28 protein-coding genes and 1 other RNA gene are annotated in these 26,425 nt (G+C 63.0%); 18 read left to right on the forward strand and 11 right to left on the reverse strand.

The window, feature by feature from the left end:
- Window positions 1-65 precede the first annotated feature (65 nt).
- From R2N11_RS12010 to R2N11_RS12035, 6 genes are all read left to right on the forward strand, one after another.
- Entirely contained in the window at window positions 66-1,010 is a 945-nt protein-coding gene (locus R2N11_RS12010; protein ID WP_316681212.1) for a LysR substrate-binding domain-containing protein, read from the forward strand.
- Window positions 1,011-1,173: 163 nt separating this feature from the next.
- Window positions 1,174-2,475, forward strand: coding sequence for a Glu/Leu/Phe/Val family dehydrogenase (locus R2N11_RS12015; RefSeq protein ID WP_316681213.1), 1,302 nt, complete (start codon window positions 1,174-1,176; stop codon window positions 2,473-2,475).
- A 524-nt stretch (window positions 2,476-2,999) separates the two neighbouring features.
- Window positions 3,000-3,896, forward strand: a complete 897-nt coding sequence (locus R2N11_RS12020; protein ID WP_199029305.1) for a glutamate/aspartate ABC transporter substrate-binding protein — start codon at window positions 3,000-3,002, stop codon at window positions 3,894-3,896.
- Window positions 3,897-3,995: 99 nt separating this feature from the next.
- Window positions 3,996-4,724, forward strand: a complete 729-nt coding sequence (locus R2N11_RS12025) for an amino acid ABC transporter permease (RefSeq protein WP_199029303.1) — start codon at window positions 3,996-3,998, stop codon at window positions 4,722-4,724.
- Between the two features lie 18 nt (window positions 4,725-4,742).
- On the forward strand, window positions 4,743-5,426 hold the full coding sequence (gene gltK / locus R2N11_RS12030; RefSeq protein ID WP_199029301.1) for a glutamate/aspartate ABC transporter permease GltK: 684 nt from the start codon (window positions 4,743-4,745) through the stop codon (window positions 5,424-5,426).
- On the forward strand, window positions 5,423-6,157 hold the full coding sequence (locus R2N11_RS12035; RefSeq protein ID WP_199029299.1) for an amino acid ABC transporter ATP-binding protein: 735 nt from the start codon (window positions 5,423-5,425) through the stop codon (window positions 6,155-6,157). The genes gltK and R2N11_RS12035 overlap by 4 nt, the downstream gene beginning before the upstream one ends.
- A 190-nt stretch (window positions 6,158-6,347) precedes the next feature.
- On the opposite strand, the gene R2N11_RS12040 is transcribed toward R2N11_RS12035, so the two are convergent.
- Window positions 6,348-7,178 carry a class II glutamine amidotransferase gene (locus R2N11_RS12040; RefSeq protein ID WP_199029297.1) on the reverse strand — a complete coding sequence of 277 codons (831 nt, stop codon included), beginning with the start codon at window positions 7,176-7,178 and terminating at the stop codon, window positions 6,348-6,350.
- Window positions 7,179-7,361: 183 nt separating this feature from the next.
- Between R2N11_RS12040 and R2N11_RS12045 the strand changes: the two genes are divergently transcribed.
- The 4 genes from R2N11_RS12045 (at window position 7,362) to rnpB (ending at window position 10,737) form a co-directional block, all read left to right on the forward strand.
- Window positions 7,362-8,453 (forward strand): tartrate dehydrogenase, encoded by a 1,092-nt coding sequence (locus R2N11_RS12045; protein WP_199029295.1) that lies wholly within the window; start codon window positions 7,362-7,364, stop codon window positions 8,451-8,453.
- 68 nt (window positions 8,454-8,521) lie between these two features.
- The gene (pyrC, locus tag R2N11_RS12050) at window positions 8,522-9,556 is read left to right on the forward strand and encodes a dihydroorotase (RefSeq protein WP_021196513.1); all 1,035 of its coding nucleotides are present in this window, start codon (window positions 8,522-8,524) and stop codon (window positions 9,554-9,556) included.
- A gap of 16 nt (window positions 9,557-9,572) precedes the next feature.
- Window positions 9,573-10,376, forward strand: coding sequence for a DUF3025 domain-containing protein (locus R2N11_RS12055; protein WP_430715440.1), 804 nt, complete (start codon window positions 9,573-9,575; stop codon window positions 10,374-10,376).
- A gap of 19 nt (window positions 10,377-10,395) precedes the next feature.
- Window positions 10,396-10,737, forward strand: an RNA gene (gene rnpB / locus R2N11_RS12060) — RNase P RNA component class A.
- Between the two features lie 26 nt (window positions 10,738-10,763).
- On the opposite strand, the gene R2N11_RS12065 is transcribed toward rnpB, so the two are convergent.
- Window positions 10,764-11,189 (reverse strand): OsmC family protein, encoded by a 426-nt coding sequence (locus R2N11_RS12065; RefSeq protein WP_199029291.1) that lies wholly within the window; start codon window positions 11,187-11,189, stop codon window positions 10,764-10,766.
- 686 nt (window positions 11,190-11,875) lie between these two features.
- On the opposite strand from R2N11_RS12065, the gene rplM reads away from it, so the two are divergent.
- The 5 genes from rplM (at window position 11,876) to erpA (ending at window position 14,669) form a co-directional block, all read left to right on the forward strand.
- Window positions 11,876-12,304, forward strand: coding sequence for a 50S ribosomal protein L13 (rplM, locus tag R2N11_RS12070; RefSeq protein ID WP_199029289.1), 429 nt, complete (start codon window positions 11,876-11,878; stop codon window positions 12,302-12,304).
- Window positions 12,305-12,316: 12 nt separating this feature from the next.
- A complete protein-coding gene (gene rpsI, locus R2N11_RS12075) occupies window positions 12,317-12,709 on the forward strand; it encodes a 30S ribosomal protein S9 (RefSeq protein WP_021196516.1) in 393 nt (130 codons plus the stop codon).
- A 230-nt stretch (window positions 12,710-12,939) separates the two neighbouring features.
- Window positions 12,940-13,710, forward strand: coding sequence for a DUF6776 family protein (locus R2N11_RS12080; RefSeq protein WP_316681214.1), 771 nt, complete (start codon window positions 12,940-12,942; stop codon window positions 13,708-13,710).
- A 41-nt stretch (window positions 13,711-13,751) separates the two neighbouring features.
- On the forward strand, window positions 13,752-14,156 hold the full coding sequence (locus R2N11_RS12085; RefSeq protein WP_021196518.1) for a bactofilin family protein: 405 nt from the start codon (window positions 13,752-13,754) through the stop codon (window positions 14,154-14,156).
- Between the two features lie 138 nt (window positions 14,157-14,294).
- Entirely contained in the window at window positions 14,295-14,669 is a 375-nt protein-coding gene (gene erpA, locus R2N11_RS12090) for an iron-sulfur cluster insertion protein ErpA (RefSeq protein WP_021196519.1), read from the forward strand.
- A gap of 67 nt (window positions 14,670-14,736) precedes the next feature.
- On the opposite strand, the gene R2N11_RS12095 is transcribed toward erpA, so the two are convergent.
- On the reverse strand, window positions 14,737-15,897 hold the full coding sequence (locus R2N11_RS12095) for an anhydro-N-acetylmuramic acid kinase (protein ID WP_316681215.1): 1,161 nt from the start codon (window positions 15,895-15,897) through the stop codon (window positions 14,737-14,739).
- A gap of 209 nt (window positions 15,898-16,106) precedes the next feature.
- Between R2N11_RS12095 and tyrS the strand changes: the two genes are divergently transcribed.
- From tyrS to R2N11_RS12110, 3 genes are read left to right on the forward strand one after another with little or no spacing between them, the layout of a single operon-like run.
- The gene (gene tyrS, locus R2N11_RS12100; protein ID WP_316681216.1) at window positions 16,107-17,378 is read left to right on the forward strand and encodes a tyrosine--tRNA ligase; all 1,272 of its coding nucleotides are present in this window, start codon (window positions 16,107-16,109) and stop codon (window positions 17,376-17,378) included.
- Window positions 17,375-17,908, forward strand: a complete 534-nt coding sequence (dtd, locus tag R2N11_RS12105) for a D-aminoacyl-tRNA deacylase (RefSeq protein ID WP_199029281.1) — start codon at window positions 17,375-17,377, stop codon at window positions 17,906-17,908. The genes tyrS and dtd overlap by 4 nt, the downstream gene beginning before the upstream one ends.
- A 27-nt stretch (window positions 17,909-17,935) precedes the next feature.
- Window positions 17,936-18,616, forward strand: a complete 681-nt coding sequence (locus R2N11_RS12110; RefSeq protein ID WP_316681217.1) for a histidine phosphatase family protein — start codon at window positions 17,936-17,938, stop codon at window positions 18,614-18,616.
- A 339-nt stretch (window positions 18,617-18,955) separates the two neighbouring features.
- On the opposite strand, the gene R2N11_RS12115 is transcribed toward R2N11_RS12110, so the two are convergent.
- From R2N11_RS12115 to dusB, 8 genes are all read right to left on the reverse strand, one after another.
- Window positions 18,956-19,666 (reverse strand): queuosine precursor transporter, encoded by a 711-nt coding sequence (locus tag R2N11_RS12115; protein ID WP_199029277.1) that lies wholly within the window; start codon window positions 19,664-19,666, stop codon window positions 18,956-18,958.
- Window positions 19,667-19,686: 20 nt separating this feature from the next.
- Window positions 19,687-20,748 (reverse strand): Holliday junction branch migration DNA helicase RuvB, encoded by a 1,062-nt coding sequence (gene ruvB, locus R2N11_RS12120; protein WP_316681258.1) that lies wholly within the window; start codon window positions 20,746-20,748, stop codon window positions 19,687-19,689.
- Window positions 20,749-20,801: 53 nt separating this feature from the next.
- Complete coding sequence (gene ruvA, locus R2N11_RS12125) at window positions 20,802-21,383, reverse strand: Holliday junction branch migration protein RuvA (protein ID WP_316681218.1); 582 nt, start codon at window positions 21,381-21,383, stop codon at window positions 20,802-20,804.
- Between the two features lie 61 nt (window positions 21,384-21,444).
- Complete coding sequence (locus R2N11_RS12130) at window positions 21,445-22,593, reverse strand: glycerophosphodiester phosphodiesterase (RefSeq protein ID WP_316681219.1); 1,149 nt, start codon at window positions 22,591-22,593, stop codon at window positions 21,445-21,447.
- Window positions 22,594-22,672: 79 nt separating this feature from the next.
- A complete protein-coding gene (ruvC, locus tag R2N11_RS12135; protein WP_316681220.1) occupies window positions 22,673-23,218 on the reverse strand; it encodes a crossover junction endodeoxyribonuclease RuvC in 546 nt (181 codons plus the stop codon).
- A 195-nt stretch (window positions 23,219-23,413) separates the two neighbouring features.
- Window positions 23,414-24,988, reverse strand: coding sequence for a bifunctional phosphoribosylaminoimidazolecarboxamide formyltransferase/IMP cyclohydrolase (gene purH / locus R2N11_RS12140; RefSeq protein ID WP_316681221.1), 1,575 nt, complete (start codon window positions 24,986-24,988; stop codon window positions 23,414-23,416).
- A gap of 87 nt (window positions 24,989-25,075) precedes the next feature.
- Complete coding sequence (locus tag R2N11_RS12145) at window positions 25,076-25,309, reverse strand: Fis family transcriptional regulator (protein WP_021196530.1); 234 nt, start codon at window positions 25,307-25,309, stop codon at window positions 25,076-25,078.
- A complete protein-coding gene (gene dusB / locus R2N11_RS12150; protein ID WP_316681222.1) occupies window positions 25,306-26,376 on the reverse strand; it encodes a tRNA dihydrouridine synthase DusB in 1,071 nt (356 codons plus the stop codon). Before dusB ends, R2N11_RS12145 begins: the two co-directional genes overlap by 4 nt.
- Window positions 26,377-26,425: the final 49 nt, after the last annotated feature.

Here is a 26,425-nt window from a genome sequence, read left to right on the forward strand (position 1 = left end):
TGCGTCCGCCAGTGCGCGGGCGGCCCCTGGCGCCATCGACACTGCGGGGAAGGGGATTCAAGGCGATGGAACTCAAATGGCTGGAAGACTTCATCAGCCTGGCGGAAACACGCAGTTTTTCGCGCTCGGCGGAGTTGCGGCACGTCACGCAGCCAGCATTCTCCCGGCGTATCCAGTCGCTCGAAGCATGGCTGGGCAATGAATTGATCGACCGATCAAGCTATCCCACGCGCCTCACGCCCGCGGGCGAGGTCTTCTACGAGCAGGCCCTGGCGATGCTCGCGCAGGTGAGTGAGACGCGTGCATTGATGCGGGGCCAGCGTCCGGCCAGCGCGTCGACCATCGACTTTGCTGTGCCGCACACGCTGTCGCTCACGTTCTTTCCAGGGTGGCTGGCACAAGTGGAGGAGAAGGTCGGCAAGCTGCAGTGCCGCCTGCGTGCGCTCAACGTGCACGATGCGGTGATGACGCTGGTGGAGGGCGGCTGCGATCTCGTCATGGTCTATCACCATGCACGCCAGATGATCCAGCTCGACCCAACGCGCTACGACATGCTGGTACTGGGCACCGAGCGGCTGTCGCCGTTCTCGAAGCCGGACGCAAACGGCCGCCCGATCTACCGGCTGGTGCCTGCAGCGCGCAAGCCGATTCCCTACCTCAGCTACACGCCGAATGCCTTCCTGGGCCGCATGGTCGATGTGCTGCTGGAGAACTCGCCGGTGGCACCGCTGCTCGATAAGTGCTACGAGACCGATATGGCCGAGGCGCTCAAGGTGATGGCGCTGGCGGGCCACGGCGTTGCCTTCCTGCCGGAGAGCGCGGTGCGTGACGATGTCGCTGCCGGGCGGCTTGTGCGCGCTGAAGGCAAGGGCGGTGGCACGCTGTCGATCGAGATGGAGATCCGGCTGTACCGCGAGCACCCGCAGAACGGCGCGCATGATCGCCGCCACCCGCAATCCAAGCGCAAACGGGAACTGATCGACACGCTGTGGAGTGCGCTCGCGGGCTGAATGAGGTATCGCATTGGTGCGTAGGGTTATGCGCCTGATGCATAACCCGATGTAAAAACGGCATTGGATTTCGTTCTGGGCGGTCCCTAAGCTGGCGGGCATTTTGTGGGACCGCATATTCCCAAACGAGGGGCCTTACCGAGGTCCAAAAAAGGAAGACACCATGTCCAATGTCGCTTCTCCGACGACACTTCAGCACGCCATCCCGTCCTATCTGCCGGCCGACAACCTCGGCCCGTGGGGCATCTATCTGCAGCAGGTCGACCGGGTCACCCCCTACCTCGGCTCGCTGGCACGCTGGGTTGAAACCCTCAAGCGCCCCAAGCGCGCCCTGATCGTCGATGTGCCCATCCAGATGGATGACGGCAGCATTGCCCACTTCGAGGGTTATCGCGTGCAGCACAACACGTCGCGCGGCCCGGGCAAGGGTGGCGTGCGTTTCCACCAGGACGTGACGCTGTCGGAAGTGATGGCACTCTCCGCATGGATGTCGGTGAAGAACGCGGCTGTGAACGTGCCGTACGGCGGCGCCAAGGGCGGCATTCGTGTCGACCCGCGCAAGCTGTCTTCCGGTGAGCTGGAACGCCTGACCCGTCGCTACACCAGCGAGATCGGCATCATCATCGGTCCGAACAAGGACATCCCGGCACCGGACGTGAACACCAACGCGCAGATCATGGCGTGGATGATGGACACGTATTCCATGAACGAAGGCTCCACCGCCACTGGTGTGGTGACCGGCAAGCCGATCGCACTGGGCGGTAGCCTGGGCCGTCGTGAAGCCACCGGCCGCGGTGTGTTCGTGGTTGGCAGCGAAGCCGCACGCAACCTCGGCATTGACGTCAAGGGTTCGCGCGTGGTGGTGCAGGGCTTCGGCAACGTGGGTAGCGTGGCCGCCAAGCTGTTCCATGACGCCGGCGCGAAGGTCATCGCCGTGCAGGATCACAAGGGCATCGTGTTCAACGGCAACGGCCTGGATGTCGACGCGCTGATCACGCACGTCGACCACAACGGCAGCGTGGCCGGCTTTGCTGCAGAGACCGTCTCGCAAGACGATTTCTGGGCACTGGATTGCGAATTCCTGATCCCGGCTGCACTGGAAGGCCAGATCACCGCCAAGAACGCGCCCCATATCAAGGCAAAGATTGTCGTGGAAGGTGCAAACGGCCCCACGACGCCCGAGGCCGACGACATCCTGCGCGACAAGGGCATCCTGGTGTGCCCGGACGTGATCGCCAACGCCGGTGGCGTGACGGTCAGCTATTTCGAGTGGGTGCAGGATTTCTCGAGCTTCTTCTGGACCGAAGACGAGATCAACCAGCGCCTGGTACGGATCATGCAAGACGCCTTCCGTGGTGTCTGGCAAGTTTCGCAGGACAACAAGGTCACTCTGCGTACGGCGGCGTTCATCATCGCCTGCACGCGGATTCTGCAGGCCCGCCAAGAGCGCGGTCTGTACCCCTGATCGGCGACGCGTCGGTCAAATACCGGCGCGGTGCTCCAACAGGGCGCTGCTCCGGTCTATCGCGTCGCTGCCGATCAGGTAGCTATGCGCGACGGTTGAAGAAAGCCGGTGCTTCATAGAACGAGCCATAACGTTCCGGGGCACCGCACCACGAGAAGGGCGGCAACACTGTCGCCCTTCCATCCTCAAGTCGGGTTCGTGTAAGCGACAGAGAGCGCACATCGAGCGGGCTTTATTTCCCCTTGGTTTTTCTTTGAGTAGTTGGCGGTGATCCGCTCAAGCCATCGTGCATGCGTGCCGATTGAGCAGAGCGATTCCGTAGCCGATGCTGCGCAGCTTTTCCGGATTTCCGGAAAAGCACAATGTAAGGTGTCCGGTTGCTTGGAAAATACTGTTGCGGCAGGCCGTTTGCCAGAGGAAAAAATCCCGTTGGATTCAACGATTTAGTGGCAACACCAATACTGTCGCCAAATGTTTTTTGGTACAGTCCCGTCTTTCTCTTTCATGGTCAAAAGGAGACTTTCATGAACCTCGCGAAGCTGGCAACCGTGCTTGCAGCCGTTGGTGTGTTGAGCAGCGCTGCCCACGCGCAAGAGCTGACTGGTACGCTCAAGAAGATCAAGGACACCGGCACCATCACGCTGGGCGTACGCGATTCGTCCATCCCGTTCAGCTACAACGTTGGTGGCGTCCGTACGATTGGCTATTCGTACGACATCAACCAGAAGATCGTCGAGGCCGTGAAAGACCAGCTCAAGCTGAAGGATCTGCAGGTCAAGGAAATTCCGATCACCTCGCAGAACCGCATCACGCTGCTGCAGAACGGCACCATCGACATTGAGTGCGGTTCGACCACGAACAACCTCGAGCGCCAGAAGCAAGCCTCGTTTACCGACACAATCTTCGTCATCGGCACCCGCATCATGGTGAAGAAGGATTCGGGCATCAAGGACTGGGCAGACCTGAAGGGCAAGAACGTTGTGACCACTGCCGGTACGACGTCGGAGCGTCTGCTGCGCAAGTACAACGACGACAAGCAGCTCGGCATGAACATCATCAGCACCAAGGACCACGGTCAGTCGTTCCTGACGCTGGAATCGGGTCGTGCTGTCGCGTTCATGATGGACGACGCACTGCTGTACGGCGAGCGCGCCAAGGCCAAGAACCCGTCGGATTGGGTTGTCGTGGCCAAGCCGCAATCGCGCGAGGCCTACGGCTGCATGGTGCGCAAGGACGACGCTCCCTTCAAGGCGATTGCCGACAAGACCATCGCCGGTCTGATGAAGTCGGGCGAGATCAACGCGCTGTACACGAAGTGGTTCACGCAGCCGGTTCCGCCGAAGGGCGTGAACATGGACTTCCCGCTGTCGGATGACATGAAGGCGCTGATCAAGAACCCGAACGACAAGGCTCTTGACTGATCGGCTCCCTCAACGGGCCTGACTCAAGCATCATCGAAACGGAAGGCAAAGGCCGGTTAACAGGTCCTCTCCCTTCCGTTTCTTTTTGAGGGAACCATCATGAATTACCACTGGAACTGGGGCGTCTTCTTTACGGAAGCCGCCCAGAATCAGACCTATCTCGACTGGCTGCTGGCGGGGTTGAAGACCACCGTCGTGCTCGGTCTCTCCTCCTGGATCATCGCGCTCGTCATCGGCTCCTTGCTGGGCGTGCTGCGCACCGTGCCGAACAAGTGGTTGTCGGGTCTTGCCGCCGCGTATGTGGAGCTGTTCCGCAACATCCCGCTGATCGTGCAATTGTTCATCTGGTACTTCGTCATGCCCGAACTCGTGCCGGGCGGCGATTACATCAAGCAGATGAACCCCAACACGTCGATGTTCCTGTGCGCGATGCTGTGCTTGGGTACCTTTACCGCGGCACGTGTGTGTGAACAGGTGCGCTCGGGTATCAACTCGCTGCCGCGCGGCCAACGCAACGCCGGTCTGGCGATGGGCTTCACACTGGCACAGACGTATCGCTACGTGATGCTGCCGATGTCGTTCCGCATCATCGTGCCGCCGCTGACTTCCGAGTTCTTGAACATCTTCAAGAACTCGGCCGTGGCGTCGACCATCGGTCTGCTGGAGCTGGCGGCGCAAGGGCGGCAACTGGTGGACTACACCGCGCAGCCCTACGAATCGTTCATCGCCGTGACGCTGATGTACATGCTGATCAACCTGACCGTAATGGGCCTGATGCGCTGGGTGGAAGCACGTTCCCGGCTGCCTGGCTTTATCGGTGGCAAGTAATCGGAGCGACGACACTTCATGGCTTATCACTTCGATTTCTCGTCCATCAACGCCGACAACATGCGCGTGCTCGGCGAGGGGATGGTCCTCTCGCTCGAGATCACGGGCACGGCCATCCTGGTCGGCATCGTCTGGGGCACGCTGCTGGCAATGATGCGCCTGTCCGGCGTCAAGCCGCTGCAGTGGTTCGGTCAGGCGTACGTGAACCTCTTCCGTTCCATTCCCCTGGTGATGGTGCTGCTGTGGTTCTTCCTGATCGTGCCGCAGGTGCTGCAGAAGATCTTCAATCTGTCGCCGGCCACCGACATGCGCATGACGTCCGCGCTGGTTGCTTTCGCATTGTTCGAGGCGGCGTACTACTCGGAGATCATCCGCGCCGGTATCCAGAGCGTGTCGCGCGGACAGATGTTCGCGGCCTACGCGATGGGCATGACGTACGGCCAGGCCATGCGCCTGGTGATCCTGCCGCAGGCATTCCGCAACATGATTCCGCTGCTGCTCACGCAGGCCATCGTCCTGTTCCAAGATACGTCGCTGGTGTATGTGAGTGCGCTGTCGGACTTCTTTACGCAGGCATACAACATTGGTGAGCGCGACGGCCGCATCGTCGAACTGCTGCTGTTTGCCGGCTTGTGCTATTTCGTGATCTGCTTCGGCGCCTCCGTGCTGGTGAAGCGACTTCAGAAGAAGGTGACCCAATGATCGAGATCAAGAACGTTTCCAAGTGGTATGGCGCCTTCCAGGTGCTGACCGACTGCACCACCAGCGTGAAGAAGAGCGAGGTGGTGGTGGTGTGCGGCCCGTCGGGTTCGGGCAAGTCCACGCTCATCAAGACCGTCAACGCGCTTGAGCCGTTCCAGAAGGGCGAGATCTTCGTCGACGGTACCTCGGTGGGCGCCCGCGGCACGAACCTGCCGAAGCTGCGTTCGCGCGTGGGCATGGTGTTCCAGAACTTCGAACTGTTCCCGCACCTGTCGATTACCGAAAACCTGACGATCGCGCAGCAAAAGGTGCTGGGCCGCTCCAAGGAAGAGGCAATGGCCAAGGGCCTGAAGTACCTGGATCGCGTGGGCCTGAAGGCGCACGCTGCCAAGTACCCAGGCCAACTGTCGGGCGGTCAGCAGCAGCGTGTGGCCATCGCCCGTGCACTGTCGATGGACCCGATCTGCATGCTGTTCGACGAGCCGACCTCCGCGCTGGACCCGGAAATGGTCAACGAAGTGCTCGACGTGATGGTGGAACTGGCCAAGGAAGGTATGACCATGATGTGCGTGACCCACGAAATGGGTTTCGCCCGCAAGGTCGCCAACCGCGTGATCTTCATGGACCAGGGCCGCATCGTTGAAGACTGCGAGAAGGAAGAGTTCTTCGGCAACATCGATGCACGTTCCGACCGCGCCAAGCAGTTCCTGTCGAAGATCCTGTCGCACTAGGAACCAGTCCACGATCCTACTGCGCGTCCCGATCTTGGTCCTGCGATGCTCGCCGTACCCATGTACGGCTGCGCTTCTCGAACCAACCTCGGACCGCTCGCTACGGATCGTGAACAGGTTCCAACGCCAGGTTCCAGGCAAACAAAAAGCCGCTCTCTCGGGAGCGGCTTTTTGTTGGGCGACGGTCGTGTCAGGTGCAGGCCGTGTTGGCGGCGTTGGCAATCTGCACCGCCTCTGGAATCGGCACCTTGGTGGCCATGGTGGCCTGGCCATTTTCGAACATCAGCAGCTCGCCCGGCACGAACTGGGTCCAGACCTCGTTGTCGGTCAGCGGTGCCGTGGCGATGACGGCTACGCGGTCGGCGGGCGTCGTGTACTTGGCGAAGTCGATTGTCATGTCGGCGTCGATCAGGTGCGCCGTCGAGAACGGCCACTGCCGCACGATGTAATACAGCCGTGTTGAGCAATGCGCGAACTGCGCCTGCCCGTTGCACAGCAGGAAGTTGAACACGCCGTAGCGGGTGATTTCCTTGGTGATGTCGGACAGCGCGTAGAACAGCTCGTTGAGCGGCGGCTGCGAACCCGGAAAGCGCTTGCGCAGCGCCTGCATGATGAAGCAGAAGGCGAGTTCGCTGTCGGTGTCGCCCACGGGCTGGTAGACGCCGGAGAGGAACGGCGAGAAGTTCTTCAGATCACCGTTGTGGGCGAAGATCCAGTGCCGCCCCCACAGCTCGCGCATGAACGGGTGGCAGTTCTCCAGCCGCACTGTCCCCTGCGTGGCCTTGCGGATGTGCGAGATGACGTTCTTGGACTTGATCGGGTAACGCTTGACCAGATCGGCAACCGGCGAGGTGCCGGCCGACTGGTTGTCGATGAAGAGGCGGCAGGCCTTGTCTTCGAAGAACGCGACGCCGAAACCGTCGGCATGGTGGTCAGTCACGCCACCGCGCGCGGCGAACCCGGTGAACGAGAACGTCACATCGGTCGGTTCGGCGCAGTTCATGCCTAGCAGCTGGCACATGGTGGGGAAGAAAAGTCGGATGCAATAAAATAGCCATTATCCTGCCGGCCGACAGGGGTGCCAAGCGACTTGACCTTCATGGCACCCCGCTGAGCCTGCCGGCCGTTGCGCTTACGCCGCACGCAGACAGATTCGCCACCAAACGTAGCATCCCGACTGCCGCCACAACCGGATCCCATTCCCATGAATTCATATCGCATTGCCGTGATCCCCGGAGACGGCATCGGCAAGGAAGTCGTCCCCGAGGGCCTGCGCGTGCTGGATGCTGCGGCGCGCAAATTCGGCTTTGCGTTGCAGACCGATCACTTCGACTTTGCCAGCTGCGACTACTACGCGTGCCACGGCAAGATGCTGCCCGACGACTGGTTTGACACCTTGCGCGGCTATGACGCCATCTTCTTCGGCGCAGTCGGCTGGCCCGATACGGTGCCCGACCACATTTCGCTGTGGGGTTCTCTCCTGCAGTTCCGGCGCGGCTTCGACCAGTATGTGAACCTGCGTCCGGTGCGCCTGATGCCCGGCATCCGTAGCCCACTGGTCGATCGCAATGGTCAGCCCCGCGCGCCCGGTGAGATCGATTTTTACGTGGTGCGCGAGAACACGGAAGGCGAATATTCCAGCGTCGGCGGCCGCATGTACGGCGGCACCGAGCGCGAGATCGTCATCCAGGAAACGGTCATGAGCCGCACCGGCGTCGACCGCATCCTCAAGTTCGCCTTCGATCTGGCCCAGCGCCGCCCAGCAAAGCACCTGACGTCGGCCACCAAGTCCAACGGCATCTCCATCACCATGCCGTACTGGGACGAGCGCGTGGAGGCGATGGCCAAGCAGTACCCGGAGGTCAACGTCGACAAGTTTCACATCGACATCCTGACCGCGCACTTTGTGCAGAAGCCGGAGATGTTCGATGTGGTGGTCGCCAGCAACCTATTTGGCGACATCCTCTCGGACCTGGGGCCCGCCTGCACCGGCACCATTGCGATTGCCCCGTCGGGCAACATCAACCCGGACCGCACCTATCCGAGCCTGTTCGAGCCAGTGCACGGTTCTGCGCCGGACATCGCGGGTCAAGGCATTGCCAACCCAATCGGCCAGATCTGGTGCGCAGCGATGATGCTCGAACACCTCGGCCAGCCCGAGGCGGGCGCAGCAGTACTGGCCGCCATCGAGCGCGTGCTGGTAGCCGGCCCAGGCCATGCGCCGCTCACGCGCGACATTGGAGGCACGGCAAGTACCGTTGATCTGGGCCGCGCGATTGCCGAGGCGCTGGCGTAAGGCCCGGTTGCACTGATTTATTCTCTGAGTTTCGCTTTCGTTTTCCGCTGACCGATCTCCTACGCATCATGACCGACACTCTCACTATCGTCCGCCCCGATGACTGGCACCTGCACCTGCGCGACGGCGACGCGCTCGCCGACGTGGTGGGGGACACCGCGCGCCAGTTCGGCCGGGCGATCATCATGCCGAACCTCAAGCCGCCGGTGACGACCACCGCGCAGGCACGTGCGTACCGTGACCGCATCCTCGCTGCGCTGCCCGCAGGCACGCAGTTCGAGCCGCTGATGACGCTGTACCTGACCGACAACACCTCGCCCGAGGTGATTCGCGAGGCGAAGGCCAGCGGCTTCATCCACGGCGTGAAGCTCTACCCGGCCGGCGCCACCACCAACAGCGATGCCGGCGTGACTGACCTGCGCCGCTGCGCCAAGACGCTCGAAGCGATGCAGGAAGTCGGCATGCCGCTGCTGGTGCACGGCGAGGTGACCGACCCCACCGTCGACATCTTCGACCGCGAAGCCGTTTTCATCGACACCGTGATGCTTCCGCTGCGCCGTGACTTCCCCGAACTGAAGGTCGTGTTCGAGCACATCACGACCAAGCAGGCTGCCGAGTACGTACGCGACGCGGAAGGCCCGGTTGGTGCGACCATCACCGCGCACCACCTGCTGTACAACCGCAACGCGTTGTTCGTCGGTGGCATTCGCCCGCATTACTACTGCCTGCCGGTGCTCAAGCGAGAGACGCACCGCCTGGCGCTGGTCGCAGCCGCTACGTCGGGCCACCCGCGCTTCTTCCTCGGTACCGACAGCGCACCGCACGCGAAGGGGGTGAAGGAGCACGCCTGCGGCTGCGCCGGCTGCTACACCGCGCTGCACGCCATGGAGCTGTACGCCGAGGCATTTGAAGACGCCAACGCACTCGACAAGCTCGAAGGTTTCGCCAGCCTGCATGGTCCGGACTTCTACGGCCTGCCGCGCAACGCCGGCACGCTTACGCTCACGCGTTCGCAATGGCAACTCCCTGCTGAAGTGCCGTTCGGAGAGCAGACGCTGGTGCCGCTGCGCGGCGGCGAGATGCTGCGCTGGAAGTCGGTCTGAGCGGTCTGCGTTGGTGATCGAAGGCTTGGGCGCGATTGATTGGACGCACCCCGCGTTCGCGCCACTCGCGCACATCGGCGCCCCGATTGCACATGCAGTCGAACAGGGCGCCGATCTGCGTGCTGCACTGAACGCGCACCTGGCTACGCAAGCGATTCGGACGTCAGCTGGCCATGCGCTGCGCTTCATCCCGCAAGATGCGCTGCCACCGGGCACCGCCTACGAGGCGCACATCGCCGCCACGGGCTGTGTGCCCACGCGGGATAACCTGCACGACTTTTTCAACGCGCTGATCTGGCTGCACTGGCCGCGCGCCAAGGCGGCGCTCAACGCGCGACAAGCGCGGGCGATTGCGCGGGACGGCATCAGCGCCGCGCGCGGTACGGTGCGTGATGCCGCCACCTTGTTCGACGAGAACGCCCTCATCTTTCTGCATACCGACAATGCGCCCGAGCGTAGCCTGACCGGCTTCGACTGGCGTGGCCTGTTCGTGGAGGGCAGGGCAGCGTGGGGTACCGCGTGCGCGGTGTTGCCATTCGGTCACGCGCTGTTGGAGAAGCTGGTCACGCCATACAAGTCGATCACCGCACATGCGTGGCCGGTGCATGTGGCCACCCTGCCGGAGGATTGGGCGTCGCTCGATGCCGCGCTGGCGGACATGCTGCTGAACTCCGAGTTGAAACCAGGCGATTTTCGCCCGCTGCCGGTCATGGGCATCCCCGGCTGGTGCGAAGCCAACGAAGACGCCAGTTTCTACGCAGATGCGGCGGTGTTTCGCCCAGGCCGCCGGGCGACAGTCAAATCCGTCAGCGTTGAATGATGCTAGACTCGCGCCTCGCGAAGCGGACCAGACAACCGCTGCTTCCGCCGCCTCGTGCGCGTGGAAGGGGAGGAAAGTCCGGACTCCATAGAGCAGGGTGATGGCTAACGACCATCCACGGTGACGTGCGGAATAGGGCCACAGAGACGAGTCTTCGCCCAGGCTTCGGCCAGGGCGAAGGGTGAAACGCGGTAACCTCCACCCGGAGCAATCCCAAGTAAGCAGGCGATGAAGCGGCTCGCTGAGTCTGCGGGTAGGGAGCTTGAGCCGGCTGGCAACAGCCGGTCTAGAGGAATGGTTGTCACGCCGCTGGTTTCGGCCGCGCGGCGCACAGAATCCGGCTTATCGGTTCGCTTCGCTTTTCCCTTCAGCCGGATTGGCCATCAATCAGGCCAGTTCGATCAGTTCCAGCGAGTGCGTGATCTCGGCCGTCTTGGCCAGCATGATCGACGCCGAGCAGTACTTCTCGTGCGAGAGCTGGACTGCGCGCTCCACAGTTTCCCGCTTGAGGTTGCGCCCCGTCACCGTAAAGGTGAAGTGGATACGCGTGAAGATCTTCGGGTCGGTCTCGGCGCGGTCGGCGTGCAGCTTGACGCTGCAGCCCTGTACGTCCTGGCGGCCGCGCTTGAGGATCAGCACCACGTCATAGGCGGTGCAGCCGCCGGTACCCAGCAGCACCATTTCCATCGGGCGCGGCGCCAGGTTGCGGCCGCCGCCGTCCGGCGCGCCATCCATTGTGACGAGGTGACCACTGCCGGTTTCCGCCAAAAAGGCCATGCCGTCCGGGCCGGTCCAGCTCACTGTGCATTCCATGTCGAATCCTTGTGCCGTATCGGCGAGTGCTGCCGAAAGACCACATTGTAGCCACCGTGGTGAACCCGCGTCGGTACCCTAGGGTGATCTCCCCTTGACAGTAACACCCGCATGAAAAGGTGCAACCCGTTGCTCATGCACCTGAGTTGGGCCGAAATTGGAGGAAAGTTTCTAGTGAGCAACACCCGCAGTGCAGATGATTTTGCCTAAGTATTTGATTTTAAATAGGTCGATCTCTCTGTGTGCGCTTTATGGTGCATTTTGCATTACGAAATGCGATTTCGTAGTGCAAATTATCTTGCGGGTGCCCCAGAAATGGGTATAATTGCACCCATTGGATCGGCTGATGCGGTGCAACCCACCAAGTCAACGATCAGCAGGTGTCTCCTCCACCCTCCTCCTTTGGTGGATTCAAACCCAAGCTCAACGGCTTGGGTTTTTTTTCGTCCGCTGTGGGTGGAGCGTGCCTTTTTCCTTGTGTCAAGGGTTGCTTGCGAGGTACAATCGAAATCTTTTCCGGATTGCCCGCGGGAAAGAAACTTGGAGAGCCCGCACCGACAAGCGGGAAGGCGGGCCGGCGATGACCTTGCATAAGGTTGCGCAGGCGTCCGCAAGACGATCCGTTCATGAGTTGTTACGCACGATACGGGTCCACTCGGGCACTGACTCAAAATTTTGGAAAAATCATGAAGACCTTTTCCGCAAAGCCCCATGAGGTGAAGCGCGATTGGTTCGTGATTGACGCGACGGACAAGGTCCTCGGGCGTGTCGCCAGCGAAGTGGCACACCGACTGCGCGGCAAGCACAAGCCTGAATTCACTCCGCACGTCGACACGGGCGATTTCATCATCGTCATCAACGCAGCCAAGCTGCGCGTGACGGGCGCCAAGACGACCGACAAGAAGTACTATCGCCACTCGGGTTACCCGGGCGGTATCTACGAAACGACGTTTGGCAAAATGCAGCAGCGTTTCCCGGGCCGTGCCCTGGAAAAGGCTGTGAAGGGCATGCTGCCGAAGGGTCCGCTGGGCTACGCGATGATCAAGAAGCTGAAGGTTTACGCCGAAGGCTCGCATCCGCACGAAGCTCAACAGCCGAAAGCGCTGGAAATCTAAGGGGCCACATCCATGATCGGTAATTGGAACTATGGTACCGGCCGCCGCAAGAGCGCTGTGGCACGTGTCTTCATCAAGTCCGGCAAGGGCGACATCATCGTCAACGGCAAGGCCATCAACGAGTACTTCGCTCGTGAAACCTCGCTGATGATCGTGCGTCAACCGCTGGAACTGACCAACCACGCAGCTACGTTCGACATCAAGGTCAACGTGGTCGGCGGCGGTGAAACCGGCCAAGCCGGTGCCGTGCGTCACGGCATCACCCGCGCCCTGATCGACTACGATGCAACGCTCAAGCCGACCCTGTCGAAGGCAGGTCTGGTGACGCGCGATGCACGTGAAGTCGAGCGTAAGAAGGTCGGTCTGCGCAAGGCCCGCCGCGCCAAGCAGTTCTCGAAGCGTTAATCCGCTTCTCACTGCTTCAGCAAAAAACCACACCCTCGGGTGTGGTTTTTTGTTTTGAGCGCTCCACTCAAACGGTGTGATCTGTCAGACGCCTCGCTTACCCTTTGCAACAGCTCCGACATGTCGCCGAGACTACAATTCACGTTTCGTTTGCGTTTGGTCCGTATGATGCAATCCGCAATTTGCTCTAAGCCGATTCTGATTCGCAGCGCGAATCGAGGGGCGGCCGCATGAAGGCGCGTCGCCTGCTGCGTCGCGCTTCCGTGCTCGCCCCGAACGTCACGGTGCGCTCGCGCCTGCCGTGGCCGGTAACGGTGCTGCTGATTGCGGTGGTGATCGGTTTGGCTGCCGCAGCGGCGCTCTGGGCTTTCGAAGAAGGTCACCGCCTGACCGGCCCGCATGACAGCGACCTGCGCGCCATGAATCGTGAGCTGACTGCCAAGCTGACAGCGGTGCAGGCCGAGCGGGACAAGCTTGCCGCGGCTGCGGGCACTGCGGAGTCGCGCGTCGGCATGGCCGAGGGCGCGCAGACGCAAATGGCCGAGCAGCTCAAGGCGCTGGAAGCCGAGAACGCACAGTTGAAGGAGGATCTGGCCTTCTTCGACAGCCTGCTGCCCGCCCCCACCAATTCCGCCGGCATCTACGTGCGCAGCTTCCGGATCGCCCCGGATGAAGCGCAGCCGACGCGCATGCATTTCCGCGTTTTGCTGATGCAGGGCGGCGGCAAGGCGTTCGCACCGGTCTCTGAATTCGAGGGGCAACTGGCGCTCACGCTGAATGTGGTGCAGGCAGGCAAACCTGCTACGATCGATTTCCCTGGTGCGGCGGCCGCTACGGCGGCTTCGGCCCCTGCATCCACAGCGGCCACGCGCGTCAAGCTCACGCACTACCAGCGCTTGGAAGGCTGGGTGGATGTCCCGCCAGGCACCACGGTGAAGTCGGTCATGGTGAAGGTGTTGCAGAACGGCAAGATCAAGGCGAGCCAGAGTTTTTCCATCTGACGGGCGGGGGCCTGTCGGATCCGTACAAAGAGGAGTCGACGATGCTGTTTGGCAAGAAGAAGGGGCTGGCAATTGAAACGCTGCTGGGCGCCCACACCAAGCTGGAGGGGGATCTGCGCTTTTCGGGTGGCTTGCGGATCGACGGCCAGATCAAAGGCAACGTCTACGGTGATCCGGACAAGCCCAGCATGCTGGTCATCACGGATACCGCGCGCATCGAGGGCGAGGTGCATGTCGGTCACCTGATTCTGAACGGCACGGTGGTCGGTCCGGTGCATGTGGCGGAACTGCTGGAGTTGCAGCCCAAGGCGCGCATCGAAGGCAATGTGCAATATGCGGCGCTGGAGATGCATCAGGGTGCCGTTGTCATGGGCACGCTGGCGCACTCGGCGCCCGGCGATGTGAAGCTGCTGCCCAATCTCAAGCTTGCGTCCAACCAGGACTGATCACTTGGTGTGGTGTTGGCTGTCCTGCCGTTGCTGGCGCACCGCACAATATCCTCTTGAAACCCGGGGCTTCGGCACGATTTGCAGCTTGCGCTTAAAATAGAGGCAAGTTTTGAGACGTTCCCACAGGAGATTTTCATGAACGCAGTCGCGCAGGCAGCCACGCCCGATGTGAACGAGGTTCCGGCTCCGCTGGTCTTTACCGACAGCGCTGCGGACAAGGTCAAGCAACTGATCGAAGAAGAAGGCAACCCGGAGCTGAAGCTGCGCGTATTCGTGCAGGGCGGCGGGTGCTCGGGCTTCCAGTACGGCTTCACCTTTGACGAAGACACCAACGAAGATGACACGGCCATGGTTAAGAATGGCGTGACGCTCCTGATTGACTCGATGAGCTACCAGTACCTGGTGGGCGCCGAGATCGACTACAAGGAAGACATCAACGGCGCGCAATTCGTCATCAAGAATCCGAATGCTTCGACCACTTGCGGTTGTGGCTCGTCGTTCTCGGTCTGACGCGGTATCGCCGCAAAAAAAGCGCACTTCGGTGCGCTTTTTTTTTGCCCGTGAGTCTGGTGACGTTTCAGGCAGGATAGATCGTGCCGAGCACGCGCGGCCCCGACGCGCCGGTAGCGTGATGCAGATTGCCCGGCTCGCGGCGCACGCACTGACGGGCCAGCCAGGCGAAGGCGAGCGCTTCCACCTGATTGGCGGGTACGCCGAACTGGTCGCTAGGTGCAACGTCGACGCCAGGCAACTGCGCAGCAAGCCGATCCATCAAGGCGCTGTTGCGCGCGCCACCACCACAGATCACGAGGGAGTTCGCCTGGGGCGCATAGCGGCGAACCGCATCGGCAATGGTGTCGGTGGTCAGTGCCAGCAGGGTCGCTTGCACGACTTGGGGACGCAGGCGGTCTAGCGCATCACCCGCGCGGTATTTCAGCCAGGCAGGGTTGAACAGATCGCGGCCGGTGCTCTTGGGCGGTGGCAGGTCGAAGAAAGGCTCGGCGCGTAGTCGGGCGAGCAGGGCGTCATCGACATGGCCGGTGCGAGCCCAGGCGCCGTCACGGTCAAAGGTGTGCCCATGGTGCGTGTGGACCCAGTGATCAAGCAGGGCGTTGCCGGGGCCGCAATCGAAGCCGAGCACCGTGTCGCGTGCGTCCGATGCCTGCGGCGGCAGCACCGTCAGGTTGGCGATGCCGCCGATGTTGCAGACCACGCGCCATGCATCTTGCAGGCCAAACAGCGCCCGGTGGACGGCGGGCACCAGCGGTGCACCCTGGCCACCGGCAGCCACATCACGGCTGCGGAAATCGGCAATGACATCGATGCCGGTGTGCTCGGCCAACACAGCTGCATGCTGTGTCTGGCGCGTGTAACCAAGGCCATCGTGCGCGCCCGGCTGATGGCGGATGGTCTGGCCGTGTGCGCCAATGGCGCGGATTTCACGGCGGATACAACCGCTCTTCCTCAGCAGTTGCTCGACGCATTCTGCATACAGGCTGGCGAGCGCGTTGGCGGCCAGGGCTTCGCGATGAATCTCGTCGTGACCGGCGTGCTGCAGATTGAGGAATGCATGGCGCAACTCCGGCGGGAAGGGCGCGTAAGCATCGGCCACCAGTACCGGGTGGGCACCGGAGAAATCAACCAGTACACCATCGACGCCGTCCAGGCTGGTGCCGGACATCAGGCCGATGTAGAGCTCGCTGTGGGAATGGGAGGCGCTTGTCATGCGCGTGAGCATACCAGCGGGGGCACGGGGCGGGGGGGCTGAGGAGGCCGGCCGGAAGGCATCCGTTGGGCGGGAGTGCGCATCACGGTAAAATCGCGGGATTGCGCGGCTGACGCTTTCTGCACGGATGTCGGCCATCGCGCACGCACTGGTTTCCCGATTGTTGTTTCTCGTCCGCGCCGCTGAGTTTCTCGGTGGGCGCGGTGACCTTTCTTTTTGCCATGACCGCATCTGACGCCTCCACCGTTCCTGCTTCTGAACACGCCGTGCCGGCCACGCCGAAGTATCCGATCACACCGGAGGTGGCGCACGCGATGGAAGTGTCGCTGCGCGGCTGCGACGAACTGCTGGTTGCTGCCGAATGGGAGCAGAAGCTGGCCAAGAGCGCCGCCACCGGCGTGCCGCTGCGTATCAAGTTGGGCCTGGACCCGACCGCACCGGACATCCACATCGGCCATACGGTGGTGCTCAACAAGATGCGCCAGCTGCAGGACCTGGGCCATCAGGTGATCTTCCTGATTGGCGATTTCACCTCGACGATCGGTGACCCGTCCGGCCGCAACGCGACGCGCCCGCCGCTCACGCGCGAGCAGATCGAAGCCAACGCGCAGACCTACTACCGTCAGGCCAGCATGGTGCTGGACCCGAACAAGACCGAGATCCGCTACAACAGCGAATGGTGCGACCCGCTGGGCGCGCGCGGCATGATCCAGCTGGCTTCGCGCTACACCGTGGCCCGCATGATGGAGCGCGACGACTTCACCAAGCGCTATAAGGCCGGCGTGCCCATCTCGGTGCACGAATTTCTCTACCCGCTGATGCAGGGCTACGACTCGGTCGCGCTCAAGTCCGACCTGGAACTGGGCGGCACCGATCAGAAATTCAACCTGCTGGTCGGCCGCGAGCTGCAGAAGGAATACGGCCAGGAGCCGCAGTGCATCTTGACCATGCCGCTGCTGGTCGGCCTGGACGGTGTGGAGAAGATGTCCAAGTCCAAGGGCAATTACGTTGGTATCAGCGAGGCGCCGAGCGACATGTTCGGCAAGCTGATGAGCATTTCCGACGACCTCATGTGGACGTACTACACGCTGCTGTCGTTCCGCCCGCTGGCCGAGATCGACCTGATGAAGCAAGAGATCGCGCTGGGCCGCAACCCGCGCGATTGCAAGGTGCTGCTGGCGCAGGAGATCGTCGCGCGTTTTCACAGCCAGGCCGATGCCGAGCGCGCATTGGAAGACTTCAACCACCGCGCACGCGGCGGTGTGCCGGACGACATTCCGCAGATCGAGCTGTCGGGCGCGCCACTGGGCATCGCCCAGTTGCTCAAGCAGGCCGGCTTGTGCCCGTCCACGTCGGAAGCCAACCGCAACATCGAGCAGGGCGGCGTGAAGATCGACGGCACCGTCATCAGCGACAAGGGTTTGAAGATCGAAGCCGGCACGTTTGTCGTGCAGGTCGGCAAGCGTCGTTTTGCGCGCGTGGTGCTGGCGTGATTGGACTGATCCAGCGCGTCTCGCAGGCGGCGGTGCGGGTGGACGGCCGCGTGGTCGGCGAGATCGGCCCGGGGCTGCTCGCGCTCGTGTGTGCCGAACGCGGTGACACTGCCGCCGAAGCCGATCGCTTGCTGGAGAAGCTGCTGAACTATCGCGTGTTCTCCGATGCACAGGGCAAGATGAACCTGCCGGTGCGCAACATGGATGGCAACGGGCAGGCAGGCGGCTTGCTCGTGGTGTCGCAGTTCACGCTGGCGGCCGATACCAAGTCCGGCACGCGCCCGAGCTTTACGCCGGCGGCAGCACCAGAAGATGGCCGCCGCCTGTATGAGCATTTCGTGGCGCGGGCGCGGGCACAGCATCCCATCGTCGCCACCGGCGAGTTTGGCGCGGATATGCAGGTGTCGCTCGTCAACGATGGCCCGGTCACGTTCTGGCTGCAGGTGGCGCCGCAAGCCGCACCTGTCAGCAAGAAGGCCGAGCCTGAAGCTGCCAAATCAGCCGGCAAATCTGCCGCCCAATCTGTCTGACCTTTCTGACTTGCTCTGGAACCCGTGATGCCACGCGCCGCTGCCATCCCCATGCCGTTGCCGCAGATCACCCACATCGTGCTGGTCCGCCACGGCGAGACCGACTGGAACCGTGAGCGCCGTCTGCAGGGCCAGCTCGACGTGCCGCTGAACACGCAGGGGCTGGAGCAGGCCACGCAGCTGGGCCGCGCGCTTGCGCGCGAGCGGTTTGATGCCGTGTATGCGAGCGATCTCTCGCGTGCTAAGCAGACCGCGCAGGCGCTGGCGGATGAAGTTGGTGTGACCGTGCGCGATGACGCCGGCTTGCGTGAGCGGTGCTACGGTGAGTTCGAAGGCCTGACCTACGCCGAGGTCGCCGAAAAACATCCCGCCGAGTTTGCTGCCTGGCAAGAACGTGTGCCTGACTTTGCGCCCCCCGGTGGCGAGACGCTTACTGGTTTCCACGAGCGTGCCGTGGAAACCGCCCTGCGCCTGATTCGCCGCCACCCCGGCGAGCGCATCGCGCTGGTCAGCCACGGCGGCGTGCTGGATTGTCTCTACCGTCACGCCAACGCCATGACACTCACCGAGCCGCGCCAGCACGAGTTGCGCAACGCCAGCATCAACCGGCTCTCATCCGATGGTCATCAACTGACCGTGCTGCAGTGGGGGGATGTCGTGCACCTGGATTTGCTGGTGCTCGACGAAGTCGACCGCCGCGTGCCCTAGCGCTGCGCTGCCGGCTGGGTTCAGAACCCGGAGCGTGGAGTGTGGGACCTCAAACATCGGGTTCAGAACCGCAACGGTGGAGTGCAGAACCCCGAACGCGGCGTCCGGAACGCGACCGACCCGAGTTCAGAACCGCAAACATCGCGTTCAGAGCCTTGAGCGTAGCGTTTAGATCGCCGCATGTGGGGTTCTGAACCTCAACGACGGCGTCTGGAACCCGAGACATCCGAGTTCAGAACCTCGATCGCCGAGTCCCGAACCCGGCGCGGTGCGTTCAAAACACTGAATACCGGGCTTTCGGGCTTTGAACCGCAAGCGTGGGTTTGAGCGTGTGACGCGCTACACCTTCAGCCGGAACGGTGTGAAGTTGGTGTCGCGGTCGTAGTAGTCCTCGTTTTCGGCGCGCTTGAGGAAGGCGACGACGCGGTAGGTGAGCGGCATGGCCACGATTTCCCAGCCGGTCTTGAGGATGTATTGCGCGATGGCCACGCGCAGTACCTGCTCGTGGGGCCAGATGCCGTAGAAGGCGATCACGTAGAACAGCGAAGAGTCGACCGCCTCACCCGCCATCGTGGAGCCCACGATGCGCGTCCACAGCCATTTCCCGTTGCTCCAGATCTTCATCTTCGCCAGCGTGTAGCTGTTGGTGAAGCTGCCGCACCAGAACGCGATGAGCGACCCGGCGACGATGCGCGGGGTGTTGCCGAACACGTCATTCAGGCTCTTCTGGTAGTCGGCCATGAACGGCGCCACGGGCAAGGCCAGTACCACCAGTGCCATGAACGACGCGAAGATCAGCGCAGCAAAGCCGGCCCACACCACGCGCCGGTCGCGGCCGTAGCCGTACACCTCGGTGAGGATGTCGCCGAAGATGTACGAGATGGGGAAGAACAGCACGCCCGCGCCAAACGTGACGGGCCCGATGATCGGCAGCGTGACTTGCGCCGCCTTGGCCGCGCCGATCAGGTTCGAGCACAGCAGCACCGTCACGAAGGCGGCCATGACGAAGTCGTAGTAGCGGAAGTTGCGCTGAGGACTTGGGGTGGTCATGGCGGGTATGAGGCAGGCTGTTAGTTGTTGCCGTCCCAGAGGTCGCCCTTGGGGGCGCCCAGCCCAAAGTGCTGGTACGCCGAGGCGGTGGCCATGCGCCCACGCGGCGTGCGCTGCAGGTAGCCCTGCTGGATCAGGTAGGGCTCGAGCACGTCTTCAATCGTGTCGCGCTCTTCGCCAATGGCGGCGGCTAGGTTGTCGATGCCAACAGGCCCGCCGTTGAACTTGTGCAGGATCGCTTCGAGCAGCTTGCGGTCCATCAGGTCAAAGCCGACCGCATCCACATCGAGCATCGCCAGCGCGGCGTCGGCCACCTCACGGGTGATCACGCCATCGGCCTTCACCTCGGCGTAGTCGCGCACGCGGCGCAGCAGGCGGTTGGCGATACGGGGCGTGCCGCGTGAGCGCTTGGCGATCTCCAGCGCACCTTCGTCCACGATGTGCGCGTTCAGCAGGCCCGACGAGCGCGTGACGATCTTCGCCAGCTCGGCGGGCGTATAGAACTCCAGCCGCGCGACGATGCCGAAGCGGTCGCGCAGCGGGTTGGTCAGCATGCCGGCACGCGTGGTGGCACCCACCAGCGTGAACGGCTGCAGATCGAGCTTGACCGAGCGCGCCGCCGGGCCCTCGCCGATCATGATGTCGATCTGGTAGTCCTCCAGCGCCGGGTACAGGATTTCCTCCACCACGGGCGAGAGTCGGTGGATCTCGTCAATGAAGAGGACGTCGTTGGCTTCGAGGTTGGTGAGCAGCGCGGCCAGGTCGCCTGGGCGCTCCAGCACGGGGCCGGAGGTCTGGCGCAGGTTGACGCCCATCTCGCGCGCAATGATGTGCGCCAGCGTTGTCTTGCCCAGGCCCGGCGGGCCGAACAGCAGCACGTGGTCGAGCGCCTCGCTGCGGTTCTTGGCCGCCGTCATGAAGATGTCGAGCTGGCCGCGCACCTTTTCCTGGCCGACGTATTCGTCGAGCAGTTTGGGGCGCAACGCGCGCTCGAAGGCCTCCTCGTTGGGGGAGGCGGGCGTGGCGGAAATCAGGCGTTCAGCAGAAACAGCCTTGGCGGCGAGCTTGTCGGTTTCGATCATGACGGGAGGGCGGCGCGGACGGGCCATTCTACCGCCTCGCTACCGCCCGGGCTTCAGCCTTTTGAGAGGGCTTTGAGCGCCAGCTTGATGCCTTCGGACACGCCCGTGCCGGCCGGCACTTGCTTGATGGCCAGCGCGGCTTCCTTGTCGGAATACCCCAGCGCCAGCAGGGCGTTGAGCACGTCCACCGCATCGTCCGACACGGCGGGGCCGCCTGTAACCGTACCCAGGTCCGCGCCAAGCTTGCCCTTGAGTTCGAGCAGCAGGCGCTCAGCGGTCTTCTTGCCGATGCCCGGGATGCGTGTCAGCCGCCCGGCCTCCTGCAGCGTCACGGCTTGTGCAAGTTCAGCCACCGACATGCCTGATAGCACCGCCAGTGCAATCCGCGCACCGATGCCCGAGATCTTGATGAGCTGGCGGAAGGTCTCGCGTTCGGCGGCGGTGCCGAAACCATAGAGCAGGTGCGCATCCTCGCGCACGATCTGCTGGACGAGCAGCACGACCTTCTCGCCGGTGGCGGGCAGGTTGTAGAACGTGCTCATCGGCACGTCGATCTCATAGCCGACGCCGTGGCAATCGACCAGCAGGTGCGGCGGGTTCTTTTCGATCAGCGTCCCGGCAATGCGTCCGATCATGGGTGGGGTTCCTCCTCCAAAACGGGACGCAGTGTAGCCGATGCCGGGTCGCGCAAATGCCTTAGCGCTTGAATGTCGATACGGCCTGTCGCCCGATGGCCGGATCGTCGGTGAAGAAGCCATCGACCCCTGCACGCAGGAAGGCCTGGATTTCCTGGATCGAGCCGTTCACGTTGCGCGTGTTGTCCGCACCACTGCGCAAGGATGGCGGCAGGAAGGTGTTCTCTGGCCGGAAGGTGTACGGGTGAACGACCAGACCAGCGTTGTGCGCGTTGCGGATCAGGTCGGTCGGGGCGGTCAGCTTGCCGTTGGCATCCAGCCCCATGATGCTGCTCTTGTCCGGGCCCACGCCGTTGGCATACGCGGCAATGTCGCGCATGCCTTGGCGGGTCATCATGTCGCCGAAGCTGCGGCTGTCCTTGGCGACGACAAAGTCGTAGGGTTGTCGGCCGGATGTGCCCATCAGTTGCACGAGCCGCCAGTTGGGCTGGCTGCCGCCGATCCTGTTGCGGATGGCCTTGAGGTTGGCGACTTCGAGCGACTGGATATAGACCGTGGTGCGGCTGGCCGTGAAGGCATCGCGGCGCAGGCCGTCGATCAGCTTGTCTTCCAGCGGCAGGCCGATCGACTGGAAGTACGTCGGGTGCTTGGTTTCCGGATAGATGGCGATGTTGCGGCCAAGCCTGGTGGATTGGTCCCTCGCCAGCGCAACGATCTCGTCGAGCGTGGGGATGGCGAACTGGTCGTTGTAGGTTGTGTTGCTCGGGCGGATGCTGGGAATGCGTTCCCGCGCGCGTAGCGTCTTCAATTCGCTGAGCGTGAAGTCTTCCGTGAACCAGCCGGTCACGCTCTGGCCGTCGATCGTCTTGGTAGTCTTGCGGCCAGCAAACGCAGCGACGTCGGCCACGTTGGTGGTGCCGGAGATCTCGTTCTCATGCCGCGCCACCAGCACGCCGTCCTTGGTCGAGACGAGATCCGGTTCGATGACGTCGGCGCCATCGTCGATGGCCTTCTGGTACGACGCCAGTGTGTGTTCGGGCCGCAGTGCGGAGGCGCCCCGGTGGCCGATGACCTGAATGGTGGTGATGGGCGTGGTGTCGCCACCGCCACCGCCATTGTTGCCACCGTGGTTGTATTCCATCCGGCAGGCGGACAACGCAACGACTGCAGTCAGGGCAAGCGGGCTCAACAGGGTAAGGCGACGCAGCATCGGGGGCTCCCGGAAACGGACTCACCGCATGGTAGTCGCGGGGCCGCGAGGGAGCTACCCGCAGGCTTTGAGAATCCTGTCAGCCGACCAGACGGCCGCGCCGTACGCGCAGGCCCTTTTGCGCAAGCTGCGGCGCCAGCCCGGCCATGGCGGCAAGGGTCTCGCCGCCGTGTGCGTGGCAGATCGCCACGCCGAGTGCGTCGGAGGCATCCGAGCCGGGTTTGCCTTCGAGGTTGAGCAGGCGCACGACCATCTCCTGCACCTGGTCTTTGTTGGCGCGGCCGTAGCCGACCACGGCCTGCTTGAGTTGCAGCGCGGTGTATTCGAACACCGGCAGGTTGCCGCTCATCAACCCGCAGATCACCGCGCCGCGTGCCTGGCCCAGCAACAGCGTCGACTGCGGGTTGACGTTGACGAACACCTTCTCGATGGACGCGCAGTCGGGCCGGTACGTGCTCACCAGTTCCGATACGCCGTCGTACAGCGTCTTCAGCCGGCTGGGCAGGTCGGCATTGCCGTTGCTCTTGATCGTGCCCGAGGCCACGTAGACGAGCATATGGCCGTGCCGTTCAAGTACGCCAAAGCCGGTTGTGCGAAGGCCGGGGTCGATGCCGAGGATGCGCATGCAAGCGTGAGTGAGGAGCCAAAGAAAAACGGGGCAAGGCGCCAGTTTACGCCTTGCCCCGTTGATCGGTCATTCTTGAGAGAAACGTGCTTAAACCGAAGCGAAGCGGTTCTGGTGGTTCAGCGCCGCCGCAGACAGTACATATCGGTACGGCAAGGCGGCGCTGGGCCGCCAGAATCGGTTTAAGCGCGTTTCTTAGTGGCGGAAGTGACGCGTGCCCGTAAAGATCATCGCCACGTTGCGCTCGTCGGCAGCGGCGATCACTTCATCGTCGCGCACCGAGCCGCCCGGCTGGATCACGCACGAGGCGCCGGCATCGACCACCACGTCCAGACCATCACGGAACGGGAAGAACGCATCCGACGCCACGGCCGAACCGGCCAGCGTGAGGCCTGCGTTCTGCGCCTTGATGCTGGCGATGCGGGCGGAGTCCACACGGCTCATCTGGCCGGCGCCCACGCCCAGCGTCATGCCGCCGCCGCAGAACACGATGGCGTTCGACTTGACGAACTTGGCGACGCGCCAGGCGAACATCAGGTCGTCCATTTCCTTCGGGGTCGGGTGGCGCTTGGTCACCACGCGCAGCTCGCTCGGCTGCACGTTCTTGGCGTCCGGGCTCTGCACCAGCAGACCGCCGCCAACGCGCTTGAAGTCGTACGCGTTCACGCCCTTGCCGAGCGGGATCTCCAGCACGCGCACGTTCTGCTTGGCCGCGAACACGGCACGCGCGCCTTCCGAGAAGCCCGGGGCGATCAGCACTTCCACAAACTGCTTGGCAACGATTTGCGCGGCTGCTTCGTCCAGCGGCACGTTGAAGGCGATGATGCCGCCGAAGGCCGAGGTCGAATCCGTCTTGAAGGCCTTTTCGTACGCTTCTTGCGCGGTGCCACCGATGGCCACACCGCACGGGTTGGCGTGCTTGATGATCACGCACGCGGCGCCCTTGGCCGGGTCGAACGACTTCACGCATTCCCACGCGGCATCGGCGTCGGCGATGTTGTTGTACGACAGCTCTTTGCCCTGCAGTTGCTTGTACGCAGCCAGCGCGCCGTCCGTGGCCTTGAGGTCACGGTAGAAGGCGGCCGACTGGTGCGGGTTCTCGCCGTAGCGCATTTCCTGCACCTTGTCGAAAGCCAGGTTCAGCGTTTGCGGATAGGCGCTGCGCGTGCTGTGCGACTTGTCGGCGCCCAGGCTGGTCAGGTAGTTGGTGATGGCGCCGTCGTACTGTGCGGTGTGCGCGAACACCTTCTTGGCCAGCATGAAGTTGGTTTCGTAACCGACCGTGTTGTTGTTGGCCTGCATCTCGGCCAGTACGGTGGCGTAGTCGGCCGGGTCAACGATGACGGTCACGTCGCGGTGGTTCTTGGCAGCGGAACGCAGCATGGTCGGGCCGCCGATGTCGATGTTCTCGATGGCGTCAGCCAGCGTGCATTCGTCCTTGGCCACCGTCTGCTGGAACGGGTACAGGTTCACCACCAGCAGGTCGATGGTCGGGATGCTGTGTTCAGCCAGCGCGGCCATGTGCTCGGGCAGGTCGCGGCGGGCCAGGATGCCGCCGTGCACCTTCGGGTGCAGCGTCTTGACGCGGCCATCGAGCATTTCCGGAAAGCCGGTGTAGTCCGCCACTTCCGTCACGGGCAGGCCCGATTCGGCCAGCAGCTTGGCGGTGCCGCCGGTGGAGAGGAGCTTGACGCCGCGCGCGTGCAGGGCGCGGGCAAAGTCGACGATGCCGGTCTTGTCGGAAACGGAAAGCAGGGCTTGCTGGATCATGGTGGGAACGCCGTTGGGCGAAAGTGGCACCTTGCGATGCCGTCAGAAAGGAAATCGGTTCGAAGCCTGAACGCTATCTCAGCCAGGTCACAGCAACCCGTGCTGTTGCAACTTTTTGCGCAGCGTGTTGCGGTTGATGCCGAGGTAATCGGCGGCCTGCGACTGGTTGTTGGAGGCCCATTCCATCACGGTTTCCAACAGCGGCCGTTCAATGGCCTGCAGCACCATGTCGTAGACGTTGGACGGGTTTTCGCCATCCAGGTCGCGGTAGTACGTATCCAGGCTGTCGCGGATGCAGCGTTCGATCGGGTTGCGGCTCATGCGGCAAGCGGTTCCTTGTTGTTGTCGTTGTTGCCCGTCGTGGGGCGCTCGCTGTCGGCGGTGTGCTGGTCTTCGTAGACCAGACGGTCGGACAGCGCGCGCTGTTCGTCGAAGAACGCGTTGACGGCAGCAAGCTGTGCCGCAGTGTCTTCGATCGTGTTCATGCGGTGGCGGAACAGGTTGGCCCCCGCCAACCCGCGCGTGTACCAGGCGATGTGCTTGCGTGCGGTGCGCACGCCGGTGTATTCGCCGTAGAACGCGTAGTGCTCTTCCAGGTGCGTGTTCATGATGCCGCGAATTTCTTCCACCTCCGGCGCCGGCAGCAGCGTGCCGGATTGCAGGAAGTGTTCGATCTCGCGGAACAGCCACGGGCGCCCCTGCGCCGCGCGGCCGATCATGATGGCATCGGCGCCGGTCACCGCCAGCACGTGCTTGGCCTTGGCCGGCGTGGTGATATCGCCGTTGGCCACCACCGGAATCCGCACCGATGCCTTGACCGCGGCGATGGTGTCGTACTCCGCATCGCCGTGGTACAGGTCCGCACGGGTGCGGCCGTGCACGGTCAGCATGCTGATGCCGGCATCTTGCGCGATGCGCGCCACGCTGAGCGCGTTGCGGTGTTCGCGGTCCCAGCCGGTGCGGATCTTGAGCGTGACCGGCACGCGGTCTCCCACGGCACCGACCACCGCCTCGACGATGCGCTGGACCAGCGGCTCGTTCTGCAGCAGGGCGGAGCCGGCGGCCACATTGCACACCTTCTTGGCCGGGCAGCCCATGTTGATGTCGATGATCTGCGCGCCGCGGTCGACGTTGTAGCGCGCGGCTTCGGCCATCATCATCGGTTCGGCGCCAGCAATCTGCACGGAGATCGGTTCGACTTCGCCCGTGTGGTTGGCGCGCCGCATGGTTTTTTCGCTTTTCCAGAGCTGCGCGTTGGACGCGACCATCTCGGACACCGCATAGCCCGCGCCAAGCCGCTTGCAGAGCTGGCGGAACGGGCGGTCCGTCACACCCGCCATGGGGGCGACGAACAGGTTGTTGCGGAGGGTATGCGGTCCGATCTGCACGGTGCGCGATGCGTGGCTAGGGATGGAGAAACGAAAAAACAGCCCCTTC

Source organism: Ralstonia flaminis (assembly GCF_958415495.1).
Classification (GTDB): Bacteria; Pseudomonadota; Gammaproteobacteria; order Burkholderiales; family Burkholderiaceae; genus Ralstonia; species Ralstonia flaminis.